At 56.9% G+C, this 18,099-nt stretch carries 6 protein-coding genes and 1 tRNA gene; 4 read left to right on the forward strand and 3 right to left on the reverse strand.

Annotation, left to right across the window (positions count from 1 at the left end; translation table 11 throughout):
* Positions 1 to 232 precede the first annotated feature (232 nt).
* From J4772_RS00970 to J4772_RS00980, 3 genes are all read left to right on the forward strand, one after another.
* Positions 233 to 9,625: an S-layer homology domain-containing protein gene (locus tag J4772_RS00970; RefSeq protein ID WP_209073790.1), complete on the forward strand. Its 9,393-nt coding sequence runs from the start codon at positions 233 to 235 to the stop codon at positions 9,623 to 9,625.
* A gap of 131 nt (positions 9,626 to 9,756) precedes the next feature.
* Positions 9,757 to 9,831: transfer RNA gene (locus tag J4772_RS00975), tRNA-Arg, on the forward strand.
* 216 nt (positions 9,832 to 10,047) lie between these two features.
* Entirely contained in the window at positions 10,048 to 12,051 is a 2,004-nt protein-coding gene (locus tag J4772_RS00980; protein WP_209073791.1) for a clostripain-related cysteine peptidase, read from the forward strand.
* Positions 12,052 to 12,165: 114 nt separating this feature from the next.
* On the opposite strand, the gene J4772_RS00985 is transcribed toward J4772_RS00980, so the two are convergent.
* Positions 12,166 to 13,368, reverse strand: a complete 1,203-nt coding sequence (locus J4772_RS00985; RefSeq protein WP_209073792.1) for an amidohydrolase — start codon at positions 13,366 to 13,368, stop codon at positions 12,166 to 12,168.
* Positions 13,369 to 13,556: 188 nt separating this feature from the next.
* Between J4772_RS00985 and J4772_RS00990 the strand changes: the two genes are divergently transcribed.
* A complete protein-coding gene (locus J4772_RS00990) occupies positions 13,557 to 14,564 on the forward strand; it encodes a LacI family DNA-binding transcriptional regulator (RefSeq protein ID WP_209073793.1) in 1,008 nt (335 codons plus the stop codon).
* A 266-nt stretch (positions 14,565 to 14,830) separates the two neighbouring features.
* Here the strand turns inward: J4772_RS00990 and J4772_RS00995 are convergent, their stop codons facing one another.
* Together J4772_RS00995 and J4772_RS01000 are read right to left on the reverse strand one after the other, a co-directional pair.
* Entirely contained in the window at positions 14,831 to 17,380 is a 2,550-nt protein-coding gene (locus tag J4772_RS00995; protein ID WP_209073794.1) for an ABC transporter permease, read from the reverse strand.
* A complete protein-coding gene (locus J4772_RS01000) occupies positions 17,377 to 18,069 on the reverse strand; it encodes an ABC transporter ATP-binding protein (RefSeq protein WP_116062457.1) in 693 nt (230 codons plus the stop codon). Before J4772_RS01000 ends, J4772_RS00995 begins: the two co-directional genes overlap by 4 nt.
* Positions 18,070 to 18,099 lie beyond the last annotated feature (30 nt).

The raw sequence follows: 18,099 nt of genomic DNA on the forward strand, positions 1-18,099 counted from the left end.
TTTTGGCTCCAAGGGGGCCTTTTTTGCGCGTGTGGACAAGAGAGAGTTCATTGACTGAATGGAGGGTGACCTTTTGCCAAAAAAGATGACTGCCATGACAAAACCGATGACAGCCGCTCACTAGACGAGATGACAGAGCCCCCCTTACGCTGATAAGAGCAGCCCTCGCACGAGTCAATCCGGTTCCGGCGAGGGCGGTTCATTGTGCCGGATAAGGGGAGGAGCGGGACAAATGTTGCGCAAATTTCGGGAAACAAGGATTGGATCAGCGGCAAGCGGGGGGACGTCGCGTTTGAAGCAGCATTGGCGGCGCATACGCAAATACGGGTTCACCTTGCTGCTTACAGCGTCGCTGTTGATGAGCAGCTTCGAACAACTGGCCGTTGCTCAGGAGCGTCCGGAGAGCGACACGCTGGCTTCGTTCGTGGAATGGGTCGGACAGATGGGCGGAGAGCTGCAAGATGAGAATGGCACGCTGCTTGAAAACGTTACATATGGGGAGGAAGAAAGCTTCTCTGTTACGGATGCCGTATACGACCTGCCGGTCAAAATAAGCGGGTCTATTGGAGGCGCGCCGGGAACGGGCAACAGCACGTCTGCGTCGGTGAGCGGTGACGGCCGTTATGTCGCGTTTGTGTCGGCCGGCACGAGCCTGGTGACGGGGGATACGAACGGCAAGCAGGATGTATTCCTCTACGACCGCCAGATTGGCACGACAAAGCGAATCAGCTTCGGCGCAGGCGGTATTCAGTCAAACGGCGACAGCTATGCGCCCTATGTCAGCTTCGACGGATCGTATGTGTTGTTTACGTCGAAGGCCACGAATCTCGTGAGCGGCGATACAAATAATCTTGAGGACTTATTCCTCTACGACGCGGCTGCGGATTCCGTACAGCGGGTCGCATCCGTTGTCTCGGGTTCGGAGTTCGTTGGTGCGGGCAGCTCCTACGGGATTAGCGCCGACGGCCGCTATGTGGCTTATGCGGGCAAACCCGGATCGACCGGAGATCACGATATCTGGCTGCTGGATCGGCGGGCGAATGTTTTGAAGCGGGTCGCCCGTCAGAACTACATTTACGAGACATTCCGGGCGAGGGTATCGATCAGCGTCGACGGCCGCTTTATTGCCTTCGATTCGCGCGGTACGAAGATCGTGCCCGACGATACGCGGACGACAATCGGCAACAACGACCGGGCAATCTACTTGTACGATGCCGCGCTGGATGAGATGAAGATGATCAGCCGGTCGACGACCGGTCAACGAGCCAATCATTACAGTTATTATCCGATCATCAGCGCGGATGGGCGCTACGTCGCCTATCTGTCCAAGGCAAGCGATATCGTTCCCCAGGATACGCAGCAGGTGCAGGACGTATACGTCTATGATCGCGTGAACGGTACAACGGAGCTGGCCAGCCTGAACAGCCAGGGCCAGCAGGTTGCGGTGGATGCTTACGATCCTTCGATTAGCGCCGACGGTCGCTATGTCGCGTTCCATACCGACGGAGCTTACGATCCTGCCGACGTCGGCAGAACGGATGTATATGTCCGCGATCGGATGACCGGCGTGACGAGGTGGGCGAGCAGAACGGCGGGCGGCGGCAATGCCGATCAGCCGGTAGATCGAGCCGTGTTGAGCGCGGATGGGTCGACCGTCCTATTCGAGACGAGCGCGACGAATATGACGGAGACGGTTGAGGCGGACGCCGTCCGGGATTTGTATGCCGTTGCCTTGCAGACGGATGCCGCAGCGCCGGAATGGCCGGCAGGAGCATCCGTGACAGCCGCGCCAGGCGGGACGTATATTGCGCTGAGCTGGCCGAATGTGCCGGGAGCGGCCTGGTATAAAGTATTAATCGATGATCGGGTGGCGGGAATTACAGCGTCCGCATCGTTCGCCGCAGACGGGCTAGCTCCGGGAACGGCGTACCGCTACCGCGTGGCCGCGGGGACGTCCGGCTACGTCTGGTCGGAATGGACGGCGGAGTCGATATCGACGACGCTGGCCGCTCGGGAGACGATGCCTCCGTCTGCTGTGAACGCAGCGGCAGCGCCGGAGTTGGGAGGCGCGCTTGTCTCTTGGACATATTCGTCGGAGCCTGATGTCCTCGGCGCAAAGGTGCGCTGGCGCAAGCCGGGCGGAGCCATCTATGAGTCGCCTCTCTACCCGAGGAACGTCACTTCGGCGATGGTGCCGAATTTGGAGAACGGGTCGTTCTACGAGTTTTCGGTTGTCATTGTAGATGGCGACGGCAACCGCGGCGAAGGCGCTTGGACGCAAAGCCGACTGCCGAACGGTCCGGCTGTCGTGAGGATCGACGTGCAGCGAGGAACCGGTCAGCCTGCGCCTGGGCACAGTCCCAGTATTGTCGACGTAAGCGACGACGGACGATATACGCTATTTTTGACCAACATGATCGGACTCGTTCCGGAGGATGACCGCCAGCAATACGATGCGTATAGTTCATCCACCCAATTATACCTGTACGATGCGGAGCTAGGGAGCGTTATGCTCGTCAGCCGCAGCGACGACGGCAAGCTGGGTAACGGCAATTCGAGCTTCGGCACGATTAGCGGCGACGGACGGTATATCGCGTTCGGCTCGCGAGCCTCTAATTTGCTGGCGAATACGCCGGATACGAATGGCAAATGGGACGTATTCCTGTTGGATCGGGATGTGAACGATAACGGCGTGTATGATGAGCAGGGGGATACTTCATTGACTCGACTGACCGTTCCGGTACGCAGCGAAGGTCAGGACGGCGACAGTTCGGACCCGGTCATCAGCGCTGATGGCAGCACGATCGTATTCAGCACGAACGCTCGCAATATCGTTCAGTCGCCTCCTTCCGGCACGGGCGACTATGCGGCAACCTACGATGTCCGAAGCCGGGCGATGGCGCCGTTGTACATGCCGAACGGCCAGTCCCCCCGCGTTAGCGGCTCAGAGCTGGATCTCAGCGCGGACGGCAAGGTGATGACGTTCCAAACCTTTACGGATCTGGTCGACGACGATAAGAATGGCGATAGCGACGTGTATTGGTATGACAGGCGCAATCCGGAGCAGCCTCGCCTCGTCTGGGTCAGCGGACTGATTGAAGGCCGCTACGTGTCAGCCGGTTTGCCTCATATGGATGCAAGCGGCCGTTACATTGTGTTCAGCAAGACGGTTAGGGTCGGCACCAACTTTACAAGCCAGACTCTTGCGTTCGACACGGAAGCGCCTGCCGGCACCGCTCCGGCACAGTTGATCGAAATTCCTGCGGGCAGTCCGATGACGCTCGACTCCATGGCGCCTTACGGCTTGAGCGACAACGGGCGCTACGTGCTGTTCGGTTCCTCGGGCAAGCATATCGTGCCAGGTGATACGGATAACAACAATGATTTGTTCCTATGGGATCGAGATACGCAGCAAGCTTCGAAAGTCAGCGTTCCTTACGATCCGGCCTTGCAGATCACGGCCAGTTCGTATAATGGTTTGTTAAGCGGAGACGGCACCCGCGCTGTCTTCATGTCCGCAATGATGAACCTTGTCCGCGGCAGCGAGCGTTTCGAATCCGGACTGTATTTGCAGCGTACTTCGCTTCCGGAGAGCGTGCTGGCGGATTTGGCGCTAACTGCACAGGGCTCGGAGATTTTGCTCGAATGGGGCGACCCGGCTCCGGGCAGCGACATCGACGCCTTCCGTGTCGTGCGTAAGCAAGGGAACGGCCAATGGGAGACGTTGGCCGACAATATCAGTTCGGCAACGCGTACATACACGGATCAGTCGGCGCAGGCCGGCACGACCTATACGTATGTCGTACATCGCCTCTTGGGCGGCACAGCCGCGCCTTTCTCGGTGGAGAAGACGATCACTGTCGCCGGAGGTCTCGGTTCGTTCTCGTACACGACACCGTTGTACTTCCGCGAATACGCCGGGCAGAAGGAGAAAATCTCCCTCCGATTGACCGGGGAGCCGGGCGTCGGTCCCGAATCGGCAACGGCGCAGCTCGAGTATACGGATAGCGATGGCGTGCAGCGCAACATACGCGTCAATCTGATAGAAGACCATGCGGCTCCCGGCGTCTATAGCGGCGAGTTGGAAATACCGGAACTCGCCGCGGAGCTGCTGTCGCTGAAAGGCGCGCTGGAGACGGCAGACGGGAGCGTGCTTGAGAAGGAGGCGCTGCGGAAGCCGATCCCGGTCGGCGCGACGGCGATCGTGGATGTGGCGGGCAATGTCGCTCCTGAAGACGGTTTTCTGACGATACGAAGCGCTGTCGTCCATGTGAATCAATCGGTTGTATTGAGAGGCAGATCAACGGTTGAGCTCAGAGGATTGCCGCCGGCAGGCGACTATACGTTCGTGCTGATCGGTGCAGGCGGGGTCGACTTGCTTGCCGAAAACCCGGACCGACCGCCTTCCCTCGACGTGCGAGCGGGCGATCGGAAAACCGTCGAGGTCGCGCCGATGCTACCGGCCAGCTTGTCGCTTGCTATTTCCCACGAGAGAGGTTCGTTCGGGGGAGTCCATGTCGTCGTCTCCGACGAAGCGGGGCTTACGTTAGCCGCCGGTACGACGCTGCAGAACGGATGGTTAACGTTCGCGCCTTTCCGGCAGATGACCGGTAGAAAGGCAAAGATCGTCGCCACCCCGTCCGATCCGGTATACGCTCCGATCGAGCTGACCTTGGATCTCAAGGGAGGCAGCCAGCACGAGGCGATCCGAGTTCCACTGCGCACCGACGCTGCGATCGCGGGCAAGATTACCGATCCGGAAGGCAATCCGGTGCGCGGAGCGACGGTGCAGGTCTCTGCGCGAGGAAGCAGCTTTAAGACCGTTGCCGACGACAACGGAGAATATTCGCTGTCGGTTCCGCCAGGGGACGTGCAATTGGAAGCGTCAATCGACGGATTGGCCGGCGGAGGCTGGCAGAAGCTGAGAACGGAGAGCGGGCAAACGCTGCGGTATGATTTTCGCTTCAGCAAACCGGTACCGGCGGTTATCAAACTGAATTTGTATACGCAAGATGTAACCGGAACCTGGATCGGGCCCTATGAGCTGGATTGGCGCGAATTGATCCATTTCCGTGTGACGACGACAGGCCACAAGGCGGTCGCTCATCCGTTGTTTGTCTATGCGGCTATAGGCGATAAAGTGACTGTATGCGCGAACGGAGTAGAAGGCGGATTTGATTCGGGCTGCGTCGATGTCGTCATCGACGACGATCGGCGCGTCGAAGCGGATATAAGGCTGAAGCGTCTTGTCAGCAATGTGAACGGAGAATTGTCCGAAACGCCGGCAACGCTGAGCGTGTATAGACTGAGCGACAACGGACGCCAGATGCAGGGCGCAGTAAAGACGGTGTCCGATCGTCGCTTCTCGATCGACCTGCCGGGCGGAGGCAGGTATGAGCTTATTGCTCAATTCGCCAAATCGCGAGGAACGGCGATTCGCGTCTTCGATCTGGCGGTCAACGACGAGATCGAGCTGGGCGAACTGAGTCCTGAACCGGCAGGCACGTTCTCCGGTCAGTCGGGTAACTATGTGCTGTTGGGCACTTCCAATGCGGTACCCGGCACACGCGTTACGGTCAGAATCGGTTATCACAACAGAGGTGTTGAGCAAGCCGGCGCGTCGTCCGTCCGTCTGGACATACCGGCCGGAACTGCGCTCGTGCCCGGCAGTGTCGTACTGAACGGGCAGTCTGCTGTACCGACAGAGACGAACGGCAAGTATACGCTTAATTTGGGCAACATCCCCGTGCAGAGAGGGGGAACGCTGCAATACTCGCTGCTGCTGCCGAACGAATGGACGGGAGAGAATCTGGACCTATCGCCGATCTTGGCGTTTACTCGGAAAGGCGCACAGGTTGAGGAAAGAATTGGCTTCGCCAGCGCCGCCGTTGCGCAGGTGACGTTGGTTGCTCCGGAGCGCACCGCTTCCCGCATGTTCCGAGTAACGGGAACGGCGCCTGCCGGAAGCAGCGTCGTCGTATACGCCGGGGATCGGATGATCGGAGCTTCCGAGACGACGCCTGCCGGTCGCTGGAGCGTCAAAGCGGAGATGAACGGCGAAACCGTTAACCGCTGGCAATTGATTGCCGTCGCGTCCCTCGCCGACAAATCCTGGAGCAGCGCGGCGCGAACGGTGGAGTACGACGAAACCGCCGTCGAACCGATCGCTTTTACGCTGCAGCAAAGCGATGGTCGCAAAATTACGCTGGACCCGCGGGAGAGCGAACCTCGTTTTCCGTATGTGTTCGCGCCGGGTTTGCCGTTTACGCTGACGATGCAGTTTAATCATCCGAACCGGGTTCGGGATGTCGCATTCTATATCGGCGGCACTCGTGTCGAGGCTTCGCTGAAAGACGGCGTCCATACAGCCATAGTGAACGGGATAAACAAGCCGGGCCTGATCGGCATCGACTACCGTACGCTGGAGGCGGCGTCAAGCTGGAACGGACAGGTGCCGCCGTCGACCGAAATTCGCGCGGCGCTGCCGCCAGCCTTCCGCGATGCGACAACGAGTAATTTGACTGTGTCGCAGCGCAGTCCGGATGGAGCCCGCCAGTCGATGACTTACGAAGGGAAGCTGCCCGGCGCCGACAGCGAGGTCGATATGAAGCTGACGGCTTCGCTGGAGCGCACGACCTATACGCCCACGGCAGCCGATCTGGCACTGGCGGAGGAGACCGGGGTTCCGGTATATGGCCTGAACCTGACGCCTTCGTTCAACAACGGAGTGCTGCGAATTGAAATGACCGGTTATTTGCAAGAGTCGGCGCTGCAAGGCGGATTGGACATCGGCGAGGCGATGGCGCTGTTGGCGACCGGAGCCGACGCGCATTCGGCCGCAGCGATAAAGTCGCCCGACTCCGCAAGCCAAGGCAAAGGCGCGGAAGTGCGCGCGCTGAGCAGCGGGATCGGGGCGATCGCGACGCGTGTCGTCGTCTTCTTCGGCAAGGAGCAGGGCACGAATACGTGGAAAGCGATCGATTCCGCTTGGACCCTCTATGACGGTCGCGGCAGCGGAGACGTGCTCTCCCGATTGGAAGGCCTGATGGACTATATTGCGCTCAATTGCGATCCTCGTCTGCAGGATGTGTATATGCATCGTATCAATCATCTGAAAAATCATTTGATCGCAGTCGAACTGACGAAAGCGGCAATTCTGGTTGCCGGAGCGGTCGCAGGCCCGGCTACGTTCGGCATCGGCACTGTCGCTCTGTTCCTTGTCAGCAATATGACAGGCAAGCTGCTGGACGCCCAAATGCAAGGAATGATCGACGACCTGGAAGTCGATGTTATGAATGAGAACCGCTATTGCAAGAAGCCGGAGCCGAAGCCGAAGCGGAGGATTGCCGATCCAGATTGGATTTACGATCCGAGCGGATACGTGTACGAAGTATCCGAAGATAACCGAATCGAGGGCGTAAGAGCTACGGCGCTTCGTTGGAACGAGGAAGCCGAACGCTGGGACGTATGGGATTCGGATTGGTACGGACAGGACAATCCGCTGTATACGGATGCGAATGGCCGTTACGCATGGGATGTGCCGGAAGGCAAATGGAAGGTGCGGTATGAGAAGGAAGGTTATCTCCCGGCGGAGAGCGAGGAATTGATCGTGCTGCCGCCGCACTTCGACGTCAACATTCCGTTGGTATCGACGCTTCCGGCTAAGCCGGTCAGAGTCGAGGCGGCTTCTGGCGGCGCCTATGTCGATATTGTGTTCGACCGTCATGTGGACGGCGAGGCGGTATCGAGTCAACTACTGGCCGTGATCGATGACGACGGCGATGTGGCGGGCGAGTGGACGGTCGCAGGTACGGTGACCGACGGGGACTCTAAGCGTATTCGCTTCACGCCTGATGTGTCGCTGGCAAATGGCGTCTATCGGATTTACGTCGATGGCGGACTGACGAGCTACGCCGGAGTTCCGCTTGTCGAGCCTTACGAGGAAACGTTCGAAGTGACGGATGAGGGAACAGGACCTGCTGCGGTCGTTGAGTTGAAGGCGGAAGCCGACAGCAGCTCCGCTCTCCTTGCTTGGAAGCTGCCGGACGATTCGAATTTGAACCGTCTCGTCGTCGCTTACCGGGAGTCCGGCTCAAGCGGAGCGCCTAAGCTCGTCGAGCTACCGGACGTCGGGACGTATGCGGTGTTGGAAGGACTGGAGGCCAATACGAGCTACGAAGTGGCAGTCCGCGCTTACGGCGCAGGGGACAGGTTCAGCGAGACGGCAATTGCGGTCGCGACGGCCGGAATACAGCCGGCATCCCGCGATTTCACTCCTCCGGGACCGGTAATGGTAAAAGAGGCGACGCCAGCGGCTAGCAGCATCGGCCTCGTGTGGATGGACCCGACCGGCAACGATCTGGCGAACGTCATGATCAAGTGGACGAAGCAGGGAGAAACTGCGGCCTCCGCGCCGGTATCCGTCGCGAAAGGTGTAGAGCGCTATACGATCAGCGGTCTGTCGCCGTCTACGACGTACGAGATCGCGATCTGGACGGTCGATTCCGTCGGCAATGCTTCGCCGGCGCAGACGCTGAACGCCACCACGAAAGCCGGGAACGGATCGAGCAATCCGGGCGGTCCGGGTAACTCTGGCAGTCCCGGCGGCTCAGGCAACTCCGGTAACCCGAGCAATCCGGGCGAAGTCGATCTGGAGCGCGCGGACATTGGAACGACAGACGCAGAAATGAAGTTTTTCGACGGAGCGTTTAAGCTGTGGCTGCCGGCCGGAGCGGCGAGGGCGGCGAAGCAAGTCGCGGCGACAAGATATGCCGATGCCCCTGCTCCAACACCGGGTCATCTGCGGCTAGTATCGAAGGCGTACGAATGGAAGCTTGAACCGGAAAGCGGCCGACTGACCGTCGCCGGCAAGCTGACGATCGCGTACGACGAGGCTCTGCTCCGCGGGGCGGACATTCGTAAGCTTGGCGTGTACCGTCAGGACGAAGCCGACCGGACTCGGTGGGTCTATGTCGGAGGTATCGTCGACAGATCGGAAAGTACGGTGACCGTTGCGACCGAGGAGCCAGGCACTTACGCGGTATTGCTTGCCGATCTGACATTCGCCGATTTGGCGAATCACTGGAGCCGCGCCGATGTCGAAGCGCTGGCGGCGCGCGGCATCGTCAGCGGCGACCCGGATGGTTCCTTCCGGCCAAACGGCCGTATCACCCGAGCCGAGTTCGTGAAGCTGCTAATGCCGCTGCTCGGCGACGCTGCTACGACGGGCTCAGCTTCGGAATTCGGAGATGTGGCGCCAAACGCTTGGTATGCGCCGTATGTTTCCCGGGCGGCCGCAGCCGGTATAGTGAAAGGAGCGGGCGGACGCTTCCGTCCGAGCGATCCGGTAACGCGCGAGGAGATGGCGGTTATGCTGTTCCGTGTGCTTGGCGTCGATCCGGACATCAGGCTGAATGTGCAAGCAATATTGAACGGATTCGCGGACTCCGAACGCGTGTCGGACTGGGCGTCTCTGCAAATCGCCTATGCGGTGCAGAACGGATTGCTGCAGGGCGGCAGCGGAGGCAAGCTGCGTCCCGAAGCGACCGCCACGCGGTCCGAGGCTGCCGTCATCGTGCTTCGCGCGCTAACCTCGCAAAGACTGATTATAACGAAACCTGAATAAGCAAGATATTCGTGCACAGTAGAAAAATGGCGGCGTAGGGGAGATCCCTGCGTCGTCATTGCACATTTTGAGAAAATGGATCAATCTATGGTGGTGTCGATAAAAATTTATGTTATAATATTTATCGTTGTGGCTCCGTAGCTCAACGGATAGAGCAACCCTCTCCTAAAGGGTAGATGTCAGTTCGATTCTGGCCGGGGCCGCCACTTACTATGAATAACAGCTTTATGGATAATCCTCGAGAGCCCTGCTCTGAGGATTTTTTTGCATTGCGATTATGCGGGACAAAGTGTTGCTTAACCGCTTCCGCAAAATTCCATTTTGTCATATGACAGAATAGATGACAACGCTCACTACTGCACGAGAGGAAGCCTATCTATAATAGTTGAGATCAACGGTTATCCGAGATGGGGGAAGATAGGTTGGTTATTTCTAAGATTAAATGGTATATCGTAGCCGGAGTTTGCTTGCTGCTGTTAGGCGGGCTCTACTTGTTGGGGGATGATACCGAAGAGGGAGTTTCGACTGGGACTGTTTCGAGTGAAGCTTTAGCGAGTGAGGGAGTTCCGAGGAAGCCGGATGCAAAAAAGGAAATCGATACGGATTTGCCCGGATATACGATTCTCGTTTATATGAACGGCTCTGATCTGGAGAGTACGTGGGATGAAGAGTACGAAGCATACTCGGGTGCGGCTTCCACAGATCTGGAGGAGATGATGGAGGGGCTTTCGGGCGACGATGTTCAGGTGATCGTGGAAACCGGGGGAACGCTGAACTGGGCAAATTCCCAAATTAGCGGCGAACAAAATCAGCGCTGGCTGGTAAAAGAAGGAGGCCTTAACCATGTGGCCGATATCGGGGCGAAGAGTATGGGCGATGCACAGACATTGGCCGATTTCGTGACATGGGGGGTAAAGAATTATCCCGCGAATAATTATTCGTTGATCTTCTGGGATCACGGAGGCGGTTCCGTACTCGGCTTCGGATCGGACGAGTTGTTCGATGGCGATTCGCTGACGCTCGACGAGATTGAAGCTGGTCTGGCGGCCGCATTCGAGATAACGGGAAAAAAGCTTGAACTGGTCGGATTCGATGCTTGTCTGATGGCGACGGTGGAGACGGCTTCCCAGCTTAGCCCTTATGCTGAATATATGATCGCCTCACAGGAGCTTGAGCCTGGTCATGGATGGGATTACGTTGGGGCGTTAGGCTACTTGTCCAGTGAACCGTATGTTAGCGGTGCAGAGTTCGGCAAGGCGATCGTGGACAGTTACAAAGAGCATGCAATCGTGTTCGGGCAAGAAAAATCAATCACGCTTTCGGTTACCGCCCTTGACAAGGTTCCCGCTGTCGTTCAAGCGCTTGAAGCTTTGGTGGAGGAAGCGGGACCCATAATCACTGCCGATACCAGGCGTTTCTACAGCTTTGCGGAAGGGCGCAGCAAGGCGGAAGACTACGGCAGCACGACAGCGCACGGCGGCATTACCGATATGGCCGATCTCGCTTCAATCGCGAAGAATGTATCCGGCCAATATCCGGATAAGGCTGAGGCCTTAAAGAATGCGATTCATGACGCAGTTGTCTACAATATGAACAGTCAAGGTCGTCCGGACGCGAGCGGGCTATCCATTTATTTTCCGCACAAAGACAAAGATAATTTTGAAAACAATCTTTCAGTGTATAACGGAATCGGCTTCTCCGAGGTTTACGGCGATTTCTTGAACAGGTATATCTCTCGATTAACGGGGGCTAAGAGCAGCGTAGCGATTGATAGCAGCAATAAAGAAGAGTTCTCGTTCCAATATGGGTCGGATGAGAGCGACGTATACGAAATTCAACTCCATCCGGATGATCTGGAGCGAATTGAGCAAATTTATGGCGTTGTGGCCATGCTGCCGGAAGGCTCCGAAGGGCGCACGGTGTACCTGGGTTACGACCACTATGTGAATATAGACTGGGAGACGGGCCTGTTGCAAGATGACTTTACCGGAGAATGGCTGACATGGGACGGCAATTTCGTTTCTTTGTTCATGGTAAGTCAGGGGGAGAGTTACATTCGTTATGCGATCCCGGCGATTCTGAACGGAAAAGAAGTCGATATTATCGTTCACTACGACGTGGAGTCGGATGAGTTCGAGGTGCTCGGCGCATGGCGCGGGATCGATGAGAAATCAGGTATGCCGGATAAAAATATGCTGAAAATATCAGCCGGCGACGAAATCATACCGCTTTATTATTATGATGATAATGACGAAGAAACAGAAGATGAGGAATATACGCAGGGAGATGCGTTCATTGTGGGCAAGGACAAGGACCTATACTATGATGTGCTGCCGAGCGGAAGCTATCTATACGGGTTCTCGATCCTCGATTATTCCGGCAACGAAACGTACTCTGATTTTGTGGAAATCGAATTAGAGGAGTAAGCGCCTTCCGGATAGACCTTAGCCAAATGGGGCTGTCTCATTAGTAAATAGAGTCGTACAAAAGGATGATCGATCATCTTGTACGATCCTACTTATAAGCCAGCCCCTCTTCGTTCATAGCTGCGAACGCTCGGTCAAATATCGCCCGACGATGCTCAGGAAAGCTTTCGCCGACAGCACAAGCGCGCGCTCGTCGATGTCAAAACGGGGATGATGATGCGGGAAGTGAGTCCGTTCGTCCTCGCCTCTTGCGCCTACGTAGAAGAAAGTTCCCGGCTTATGCTGCAAGTAGTAAGCGAAATCTTCCGCCCCCATCCGTTTCTCAAGATCAAGGATGACAACTTCCGGAAGCGTGCTGGAGACTGCTTCTCTTACGATTGAGGTTTCAGCGGAATGGTTGACGAGCGACGGGTAGCCGTTCATGTAATCGACGCGAATCGTCGCATGGGAGGAGCGAGCGGCTCCCTCGGCAATCGTGCGAATTTCCTCCTCGATCAGCGTTCTAACCTCGGGGTCGAAGGTACGAACCGTTCCCTCCAGCATCGTTCTGCTCGCAATGACGTTAAAGGCGGTCCCGCCCTGAATCTTGCCGATGCTCACGACGGCGGGGTGAAGCGGGCTGACTCTGCGGCTGACGATCTGCTGCAGCTGACCGACGAGACCGGAGGCGATCACGATAGAATCGACGGAATCATGCGGTCGTGCAGCGTGGCCTCCCTTGCCTTCGACAAGGATGGAGAAGGCGTCTACTGAAGCCATGAACGTGCCGTCGCATAAACCGAACTGGCCGACGGGCAGCTCGGAGGCCAAATGAATGCCGAACACGGCGTCAACGCCGTCCAGGCAACCGTCGGCCACCATCGCCTGAGCGCCGCCCGGCGGTTTCTCTTCTGCATGCTGGAAGAGGAACACGATCGATCCGTGCAGGAGGTCGCGCTGTTCGCTGAGCAGCGAAGCGACGCCGAGCAACGATGCAGTATGTCCATCGTGTCCGCAGGCATGCATGACGCCGGGAACGGTGGAGGCATACTCGACTTCCTTTTCGTCCTGGATCGGCAGCGCGTCGAAATCGGCTCTCAGAGCGATAGTCGGACCCGGCCGGCCTCCGCGCAGCACGCCGATCACTCCCCCGCCGCCTACTCCGGTGCGTACTTCAAGTCCGAGTCTGTTCAACTCCGCGGCGATAAAGGCTGGAGTCTCTTTTTCCTCGAAGGAGAGCTCCGGATGCCGATGCAAATATCTGCGCCAATCTACGATCTGATTGCCATATTTATGTTCGATTTCCCGATGCCATCGTGCGATAAGATTTTCTGTCATGGAATTCGTCTCCTTGGTTATAGCATACTAATCCGAGTTATGAAGTGTAGTATACCAAATTAGGCTTAGAAATAGAATGATTTGCTGCGGGGATTCATTGCCAAATCGTCATGTTGTCGGTGGAAACCTTTGTCGGCCATATGTTACCATTAAAGAAGAAAAGCGGCGAATAGTCGGGGGGACGGGAAATGGCGACCAGCATATGGGATGTGGCAAAAGCGGCGGGAGTGTCGGTAGCGACCGTGTCCAAAGTATTGAACGGCTACACGACGGTAAACGAGCAGACGAAGGAGAAAGTACTGAAATATGTGAAGGAGCTGCAGTTCCGTCCGAATTTGGCGGCCCGTTCGCTGGTGGGACGGCGTTCGATGACGATCGGTATTTTCCTGACGACCGGATTGGTGCATCCGTTCTTTACTCGCATCCTTGCGGGAATGGAGCAAGCGCTGCAGGCTAGGGGCTATGACCTGGTCTATCTGGCCCGGATGTCTCTGGGCAAGGAGATCAGTCTGGTGCAGCATTGCCAGAGCCGCAATGTGGAGGGTGTCGTCGTCTTCGGGTTTCAGCACGAAAACGCGGATTTAGGTGAACTGATTGAATCCGGCCTCCCTGCGGTGTTTATTGACCTCGACATTCGCGAAGGACGCGCCGGCTACATTACTTCGGACAACAGAGAGGCGATGGAGCGGGCGGTCGCTTATCTGGCCGATCTGCGGCATTGCAGGCTCGCCTATATTGGCGGCATTAAAGAATCCTATGCGGATCTGCATCGAATCGCAGGTTTTCAAAAGGGATTGGCTCGGGCGGGGATTTCGTACCGCGAGGAATATAGGATTGTGGGCGATTTCACCCGCGAAGCCGGTTATCTCGCTATGCAGCGGCTGCTTGCTTTGCCGGAGCCGCCTACGGCCGTTCTATGCTGCTCGGACATGAGCGCAATCGGGGCGATTGAAGCTATCAGGGAGGCAGGATTGTCCGTACCGGAGGATATATCCGTGCTCGGGTTCGACGATATTGAACTGGCCGGCTACATTCAGCCTGCGCTCACGACGATTCGTCAGGATATGACGACGATCGGCAGGAGGGCGGTCGAGCTTCTGGACGAGCTCATTGTCGACGAGAAGCTTGCTCCTCCTGAAGTGATCGTGCCGACGGAGCTGGTCGTGCGCCAATCCTGCGGGCCTGCTAAAGTCTAAGCCAAGGCAAAATCGAATCGGGGCTGTCCTATAAGCATGTTAAATTGCTCTGAAAGATAATCGATAATAAAGGTGCAAGGTGTATATACCTCCCTCCGATGCTATACGCTCCTGAAACCTGAATGGGTAAACCCGTTACAAGGTAGTTTCCAGAAGCGTAAGAGGCAGTCTACGGGTCTACGGGAGGGATATACACCTTCTTTTTACCGAGCATCTTAAGCAACCCTGCTTACAGGACAGCCCCGTATTCATTGTTGCAAGCGCAGCTACACTTCTTCGCGCAGCTCTTCGAGCAGGTTCGCCTTCTCCATCTTTCTCAGCGGGCCTTGCACCGAGAACAGCCCGACAAGCAGGGCGGCGGCACATGCGATTAGCGAAGCGGCCCAAGGAAATTGGAACGGGAAGCCTTGAACGGTCTCCAACTGACGATAGAGGAAGTAGCAGAATCCGGCGCCGAGCAGAATGCCCCAGAAGCCGCCGATCACTCCAAACCAAAGCCCCTCTGCGGAGGCCATCTTCCGAATCTGCCCCATCGTCATGCCTACCGCTTGCAGGAGGCCAATTTCGCGGCGGCGCAGCAGCAGGTTTGTCTGGACGGTATTGACGATGTTCAGACTGCCGATGACGCCGATGACGACGAGGAAGCCGTAAACGAAAATTCGCATCTGCACATTGAAGTTACGCGTCTGTCTTTGGTTTTCGGCGTAATCGATCAGGCTGCTTCCCGCATTCGTCCGCGCAAGGCTTTGCAGCTTCGCCCGAATCGGCTCCTCGTCCGCGCCATCCTTAAGCGCGACTTCGAGACCGCGACGTTCCGCCGTATAATCGGAAGGAGGATATTGATCGGCTGCGCCTGCAAGCAGAGCGGCGTAAGTCGACTTGGTCCCGATAATCGTCAGCATATTGCCCTGATAAGGAGCGTCGAACGGCGATTCCGTCAAAATGCCGGCAACAGTCACCTCGCGATATTCGGGCTCCGCCGAGCCTGAAGCCGGTTTGGTCTGAATGGCGATCTTGTCGCCGACCCGATAGCGGGTCAAGTCCATAATCGCTTTTTTGCCGCTGGTCTGATACGGTTTGACCGTCTGCAGCACCAGCACCTGGTCTCCAGCCGCCAGCTTGACCGGGTCGGCCGTTCCCGACTGCAAATATTTGGCCGCCTGCTTCAGTCGCGCTTCATCGTACTGCAGCACGCGGGTTTGAACGACGTTTTTCTCTTCTCCTCCAACTTTAGCTGTCTCGTAGGAAGCCTCCGTCTTTTTGCGGATGGCGGGATTCAGCTTCTCTTCCGGAACGAGGGCGGACAGCAGCAGCTTGAAATAGACGCCGTACACGTCGTCCACGCCCGGCAATGCGGCGATCTCCTGCATCATTTCGTCGGGGATCGTTGCTCCGGCCGGCGGCAATTTTCCCTGCTCGTCCGGGAAGATATCGCGGTTCAACTGAAAGGCGATCCGGTCGTTCTCATTGGTCGTGATCGTCATACTCAGGGTTTGCTGGGTAAAATAATGAAACACGATAAACAGCATAATACTGATAACGATCGAGAAGGTCGTAATCCGGAATTTGGTCCGGTTGCGGCGAATATTGTTCGACGCCATCCTGCCCTCGACTCCCGCTGCGTTCAACAGGGAAGGGATGCGCAAGCGCCGATAAGATTCGCGAACGATGCTTCCCGCGCCCTTCACGGCGTCGACCGGTGAGACGCTCGAAGCTTTGCGCGCCGGAAGCCATGCGGCCAAATAAACGGCGACATAGCCGATAGCGAAGCTTCCTGCAAAAATCCACCAGTGGAACGTCAGCTTAAACGTATCCATCATGAGAATCTGCATGTCGAATTGCGACATCAGCCATAATGCGAGCGACAGCCCGAACCATCCGATCAGCAAGCCAATCGGGACACCGATAGTGGATAGAACGGTTGCCTCTCGCAGCACCAGGCTGCGGATTTGCGCGGGGGAAGCGCCCAACGTGCGCAGCAGGCCGAACTGTCGAATGCGCTCCAGCACAGCGATATGGAAGGCGTTATAGATCACGGCCACGGTGGACAGAACGACTAAGCCGATCAATGTTCCGAAAATGATCGCGAGCGCCGAATTCAGGCCATTGTTCCCCGATTCGCCCATGAGAGCCAGCAGCGTATCGTTCGGGAACATGTTCGGATTCAGCTTGGCGAATTCGGGAATTTGACTGCTGATGTCCACGCCTGTTTTGAACGTGAGGAACAGCATCGTATCCTTATCGAACTTCCTGCTGTCCGGACCTGCTAGCGTGAATGCTCTGGAATTTCCGTTCACCTGGCTTGACTTCTCATTGTTTAACACGCCTACGATGACATAATCCTGCTGCATGCCGTCGGGGGCGGTTAAGCGGGCCGTACTGTTCAGACCGGGATTGCCGGGCAGCAGATCCAGAATCCATTTCTCGACTGCCAACTCGTTCAAGGCTTCCGGCAGACGCCCTTCGTTCAGATGGATTGGAAGCAGCTGCAAGGCGTTGCTGTCCCCTTCTTCAACTTTTACGGTTACCGACTCGCCCAGCGGGCTATTCTGGCCGGAACGATAATAGCCCAACTGATCAATGAGCACGTGCTTTTGCAGCGTCTGATACAGCTCAGGGGTTGGGCTGCTGTAGCCGAGGTGGAAAGCCCCATCCGTGTATTTCGTATTCGAAATCATATTGTCCTTCAACGTCTGCCCCATCGTCCCGAGCGCGCTGATCAGAGCGACCGACAGCACGATGCCGACAATAGTCAGAATCGTACGTTTGCGCTGCTGCTTTAGATATCGATTGGACATTGCACCATAGCTTCTCATACGTCCCTCCCGCGACTTTGCGTGTCGCTCAGGAGTCTGCCGTCTTGAAGGTTCAGGACGCGGTCGGCCTCCGCCGCGATATTCATGTCGTGGGTAATGATAATCACGGTTTGATGATATTGACGCACAGCCAGCTTCAGCAGTTCGATCACTTCCCGCCCGTTCGCGGAGTCCAGATTGCCGGTCGGTTCGTCGGCCAGTATAATGGCCGGCCGGTAAGCGAGCGCCCTTCCGATCGCAACCCGCTGCTGTTGTCCCCCGGAAAGCTCGGAGGGCAGATGCTTCCGTCTCTCGTGCAGTCCAAGCGTATGAATCAGATCGTTGATATAGGCCCGATCCGGCTGGCGATGGTCAAGCAGCAGCGGGAGCTGAATGTTCTCCTCCACGCTCAGCACGGGAATCAGATTGTACGCCTGAAAAATAAACCCGATTTTGCGCCGGCGGAACACCGCTCTTTCTTTTTCTTTTAGCGCGTACAGGTTTTCCCCGTCGATATGAACGTAACCGCCGCTAGGCTGATCCAAGCCACCCAGCATGTGCAGCAAGGTGCTCTTGCCCGATCCGCTGGCTCCGACGACAGCTACGAATTCTCCTTGCTTGATCTGGAAGGAAACCTCTTTAAGCGCATCTACTTTCGTCGTTCCTTTGCCGTAGCTCTTGCTTAAGCCGTCTACGTTAATCACATTCATGTCTTTCGTCCTTCCGAAGTTGGATTCGCG

Source organism: Cohnella sp. LGH (assembly GCF_017671885.1).
Taxonomy (GTDB): Bacteria; Bacillota; Bacilli; order Paenibacillales; family Paenibacillaceae; genus Cohnella; species Cohnella phaseoli.

Excerpts from the sequence above, each read along its gene's own strand:
- J4772_RS00970 (WP_209073790.1), top strand. The coding sequence starts at position 233 with ATGTTGCGCAAATTTCGGGAAACAAGGATTGGATCAGCGGCAAGCGGG.
- J4772_RS00985 (WP_209073792.1), bottom strand. The coding sequence starts at position 13,368 with ATGACAGAAAATCTTATCGCACGATGGCATCGGGAAATCGAACATAAA.
- J4772_RS00990 (WP_209073793.1), top strand. The coding sequence starts at position 13,557 with ATGGCGACCAGCATATGGGATGTGGCAAAAGCGGCGGGAGTGTCGGTA.
- J4772_RS00995 (WP_209073794.1), bottom strand. The coding sequence starts at position 17,380 with ATGAGAAGCTATGGTGCAATGTCCAATCGATATCTAAAGCAGCAGCGC.
- J4772_RS01000 (WP_116062457.1), bottom strand. The coding sequence starts at position 18,069 with ATGAATGTGATTAACGTAGACGGCTTAAGCAAGAGCTACGGCAAAGGA.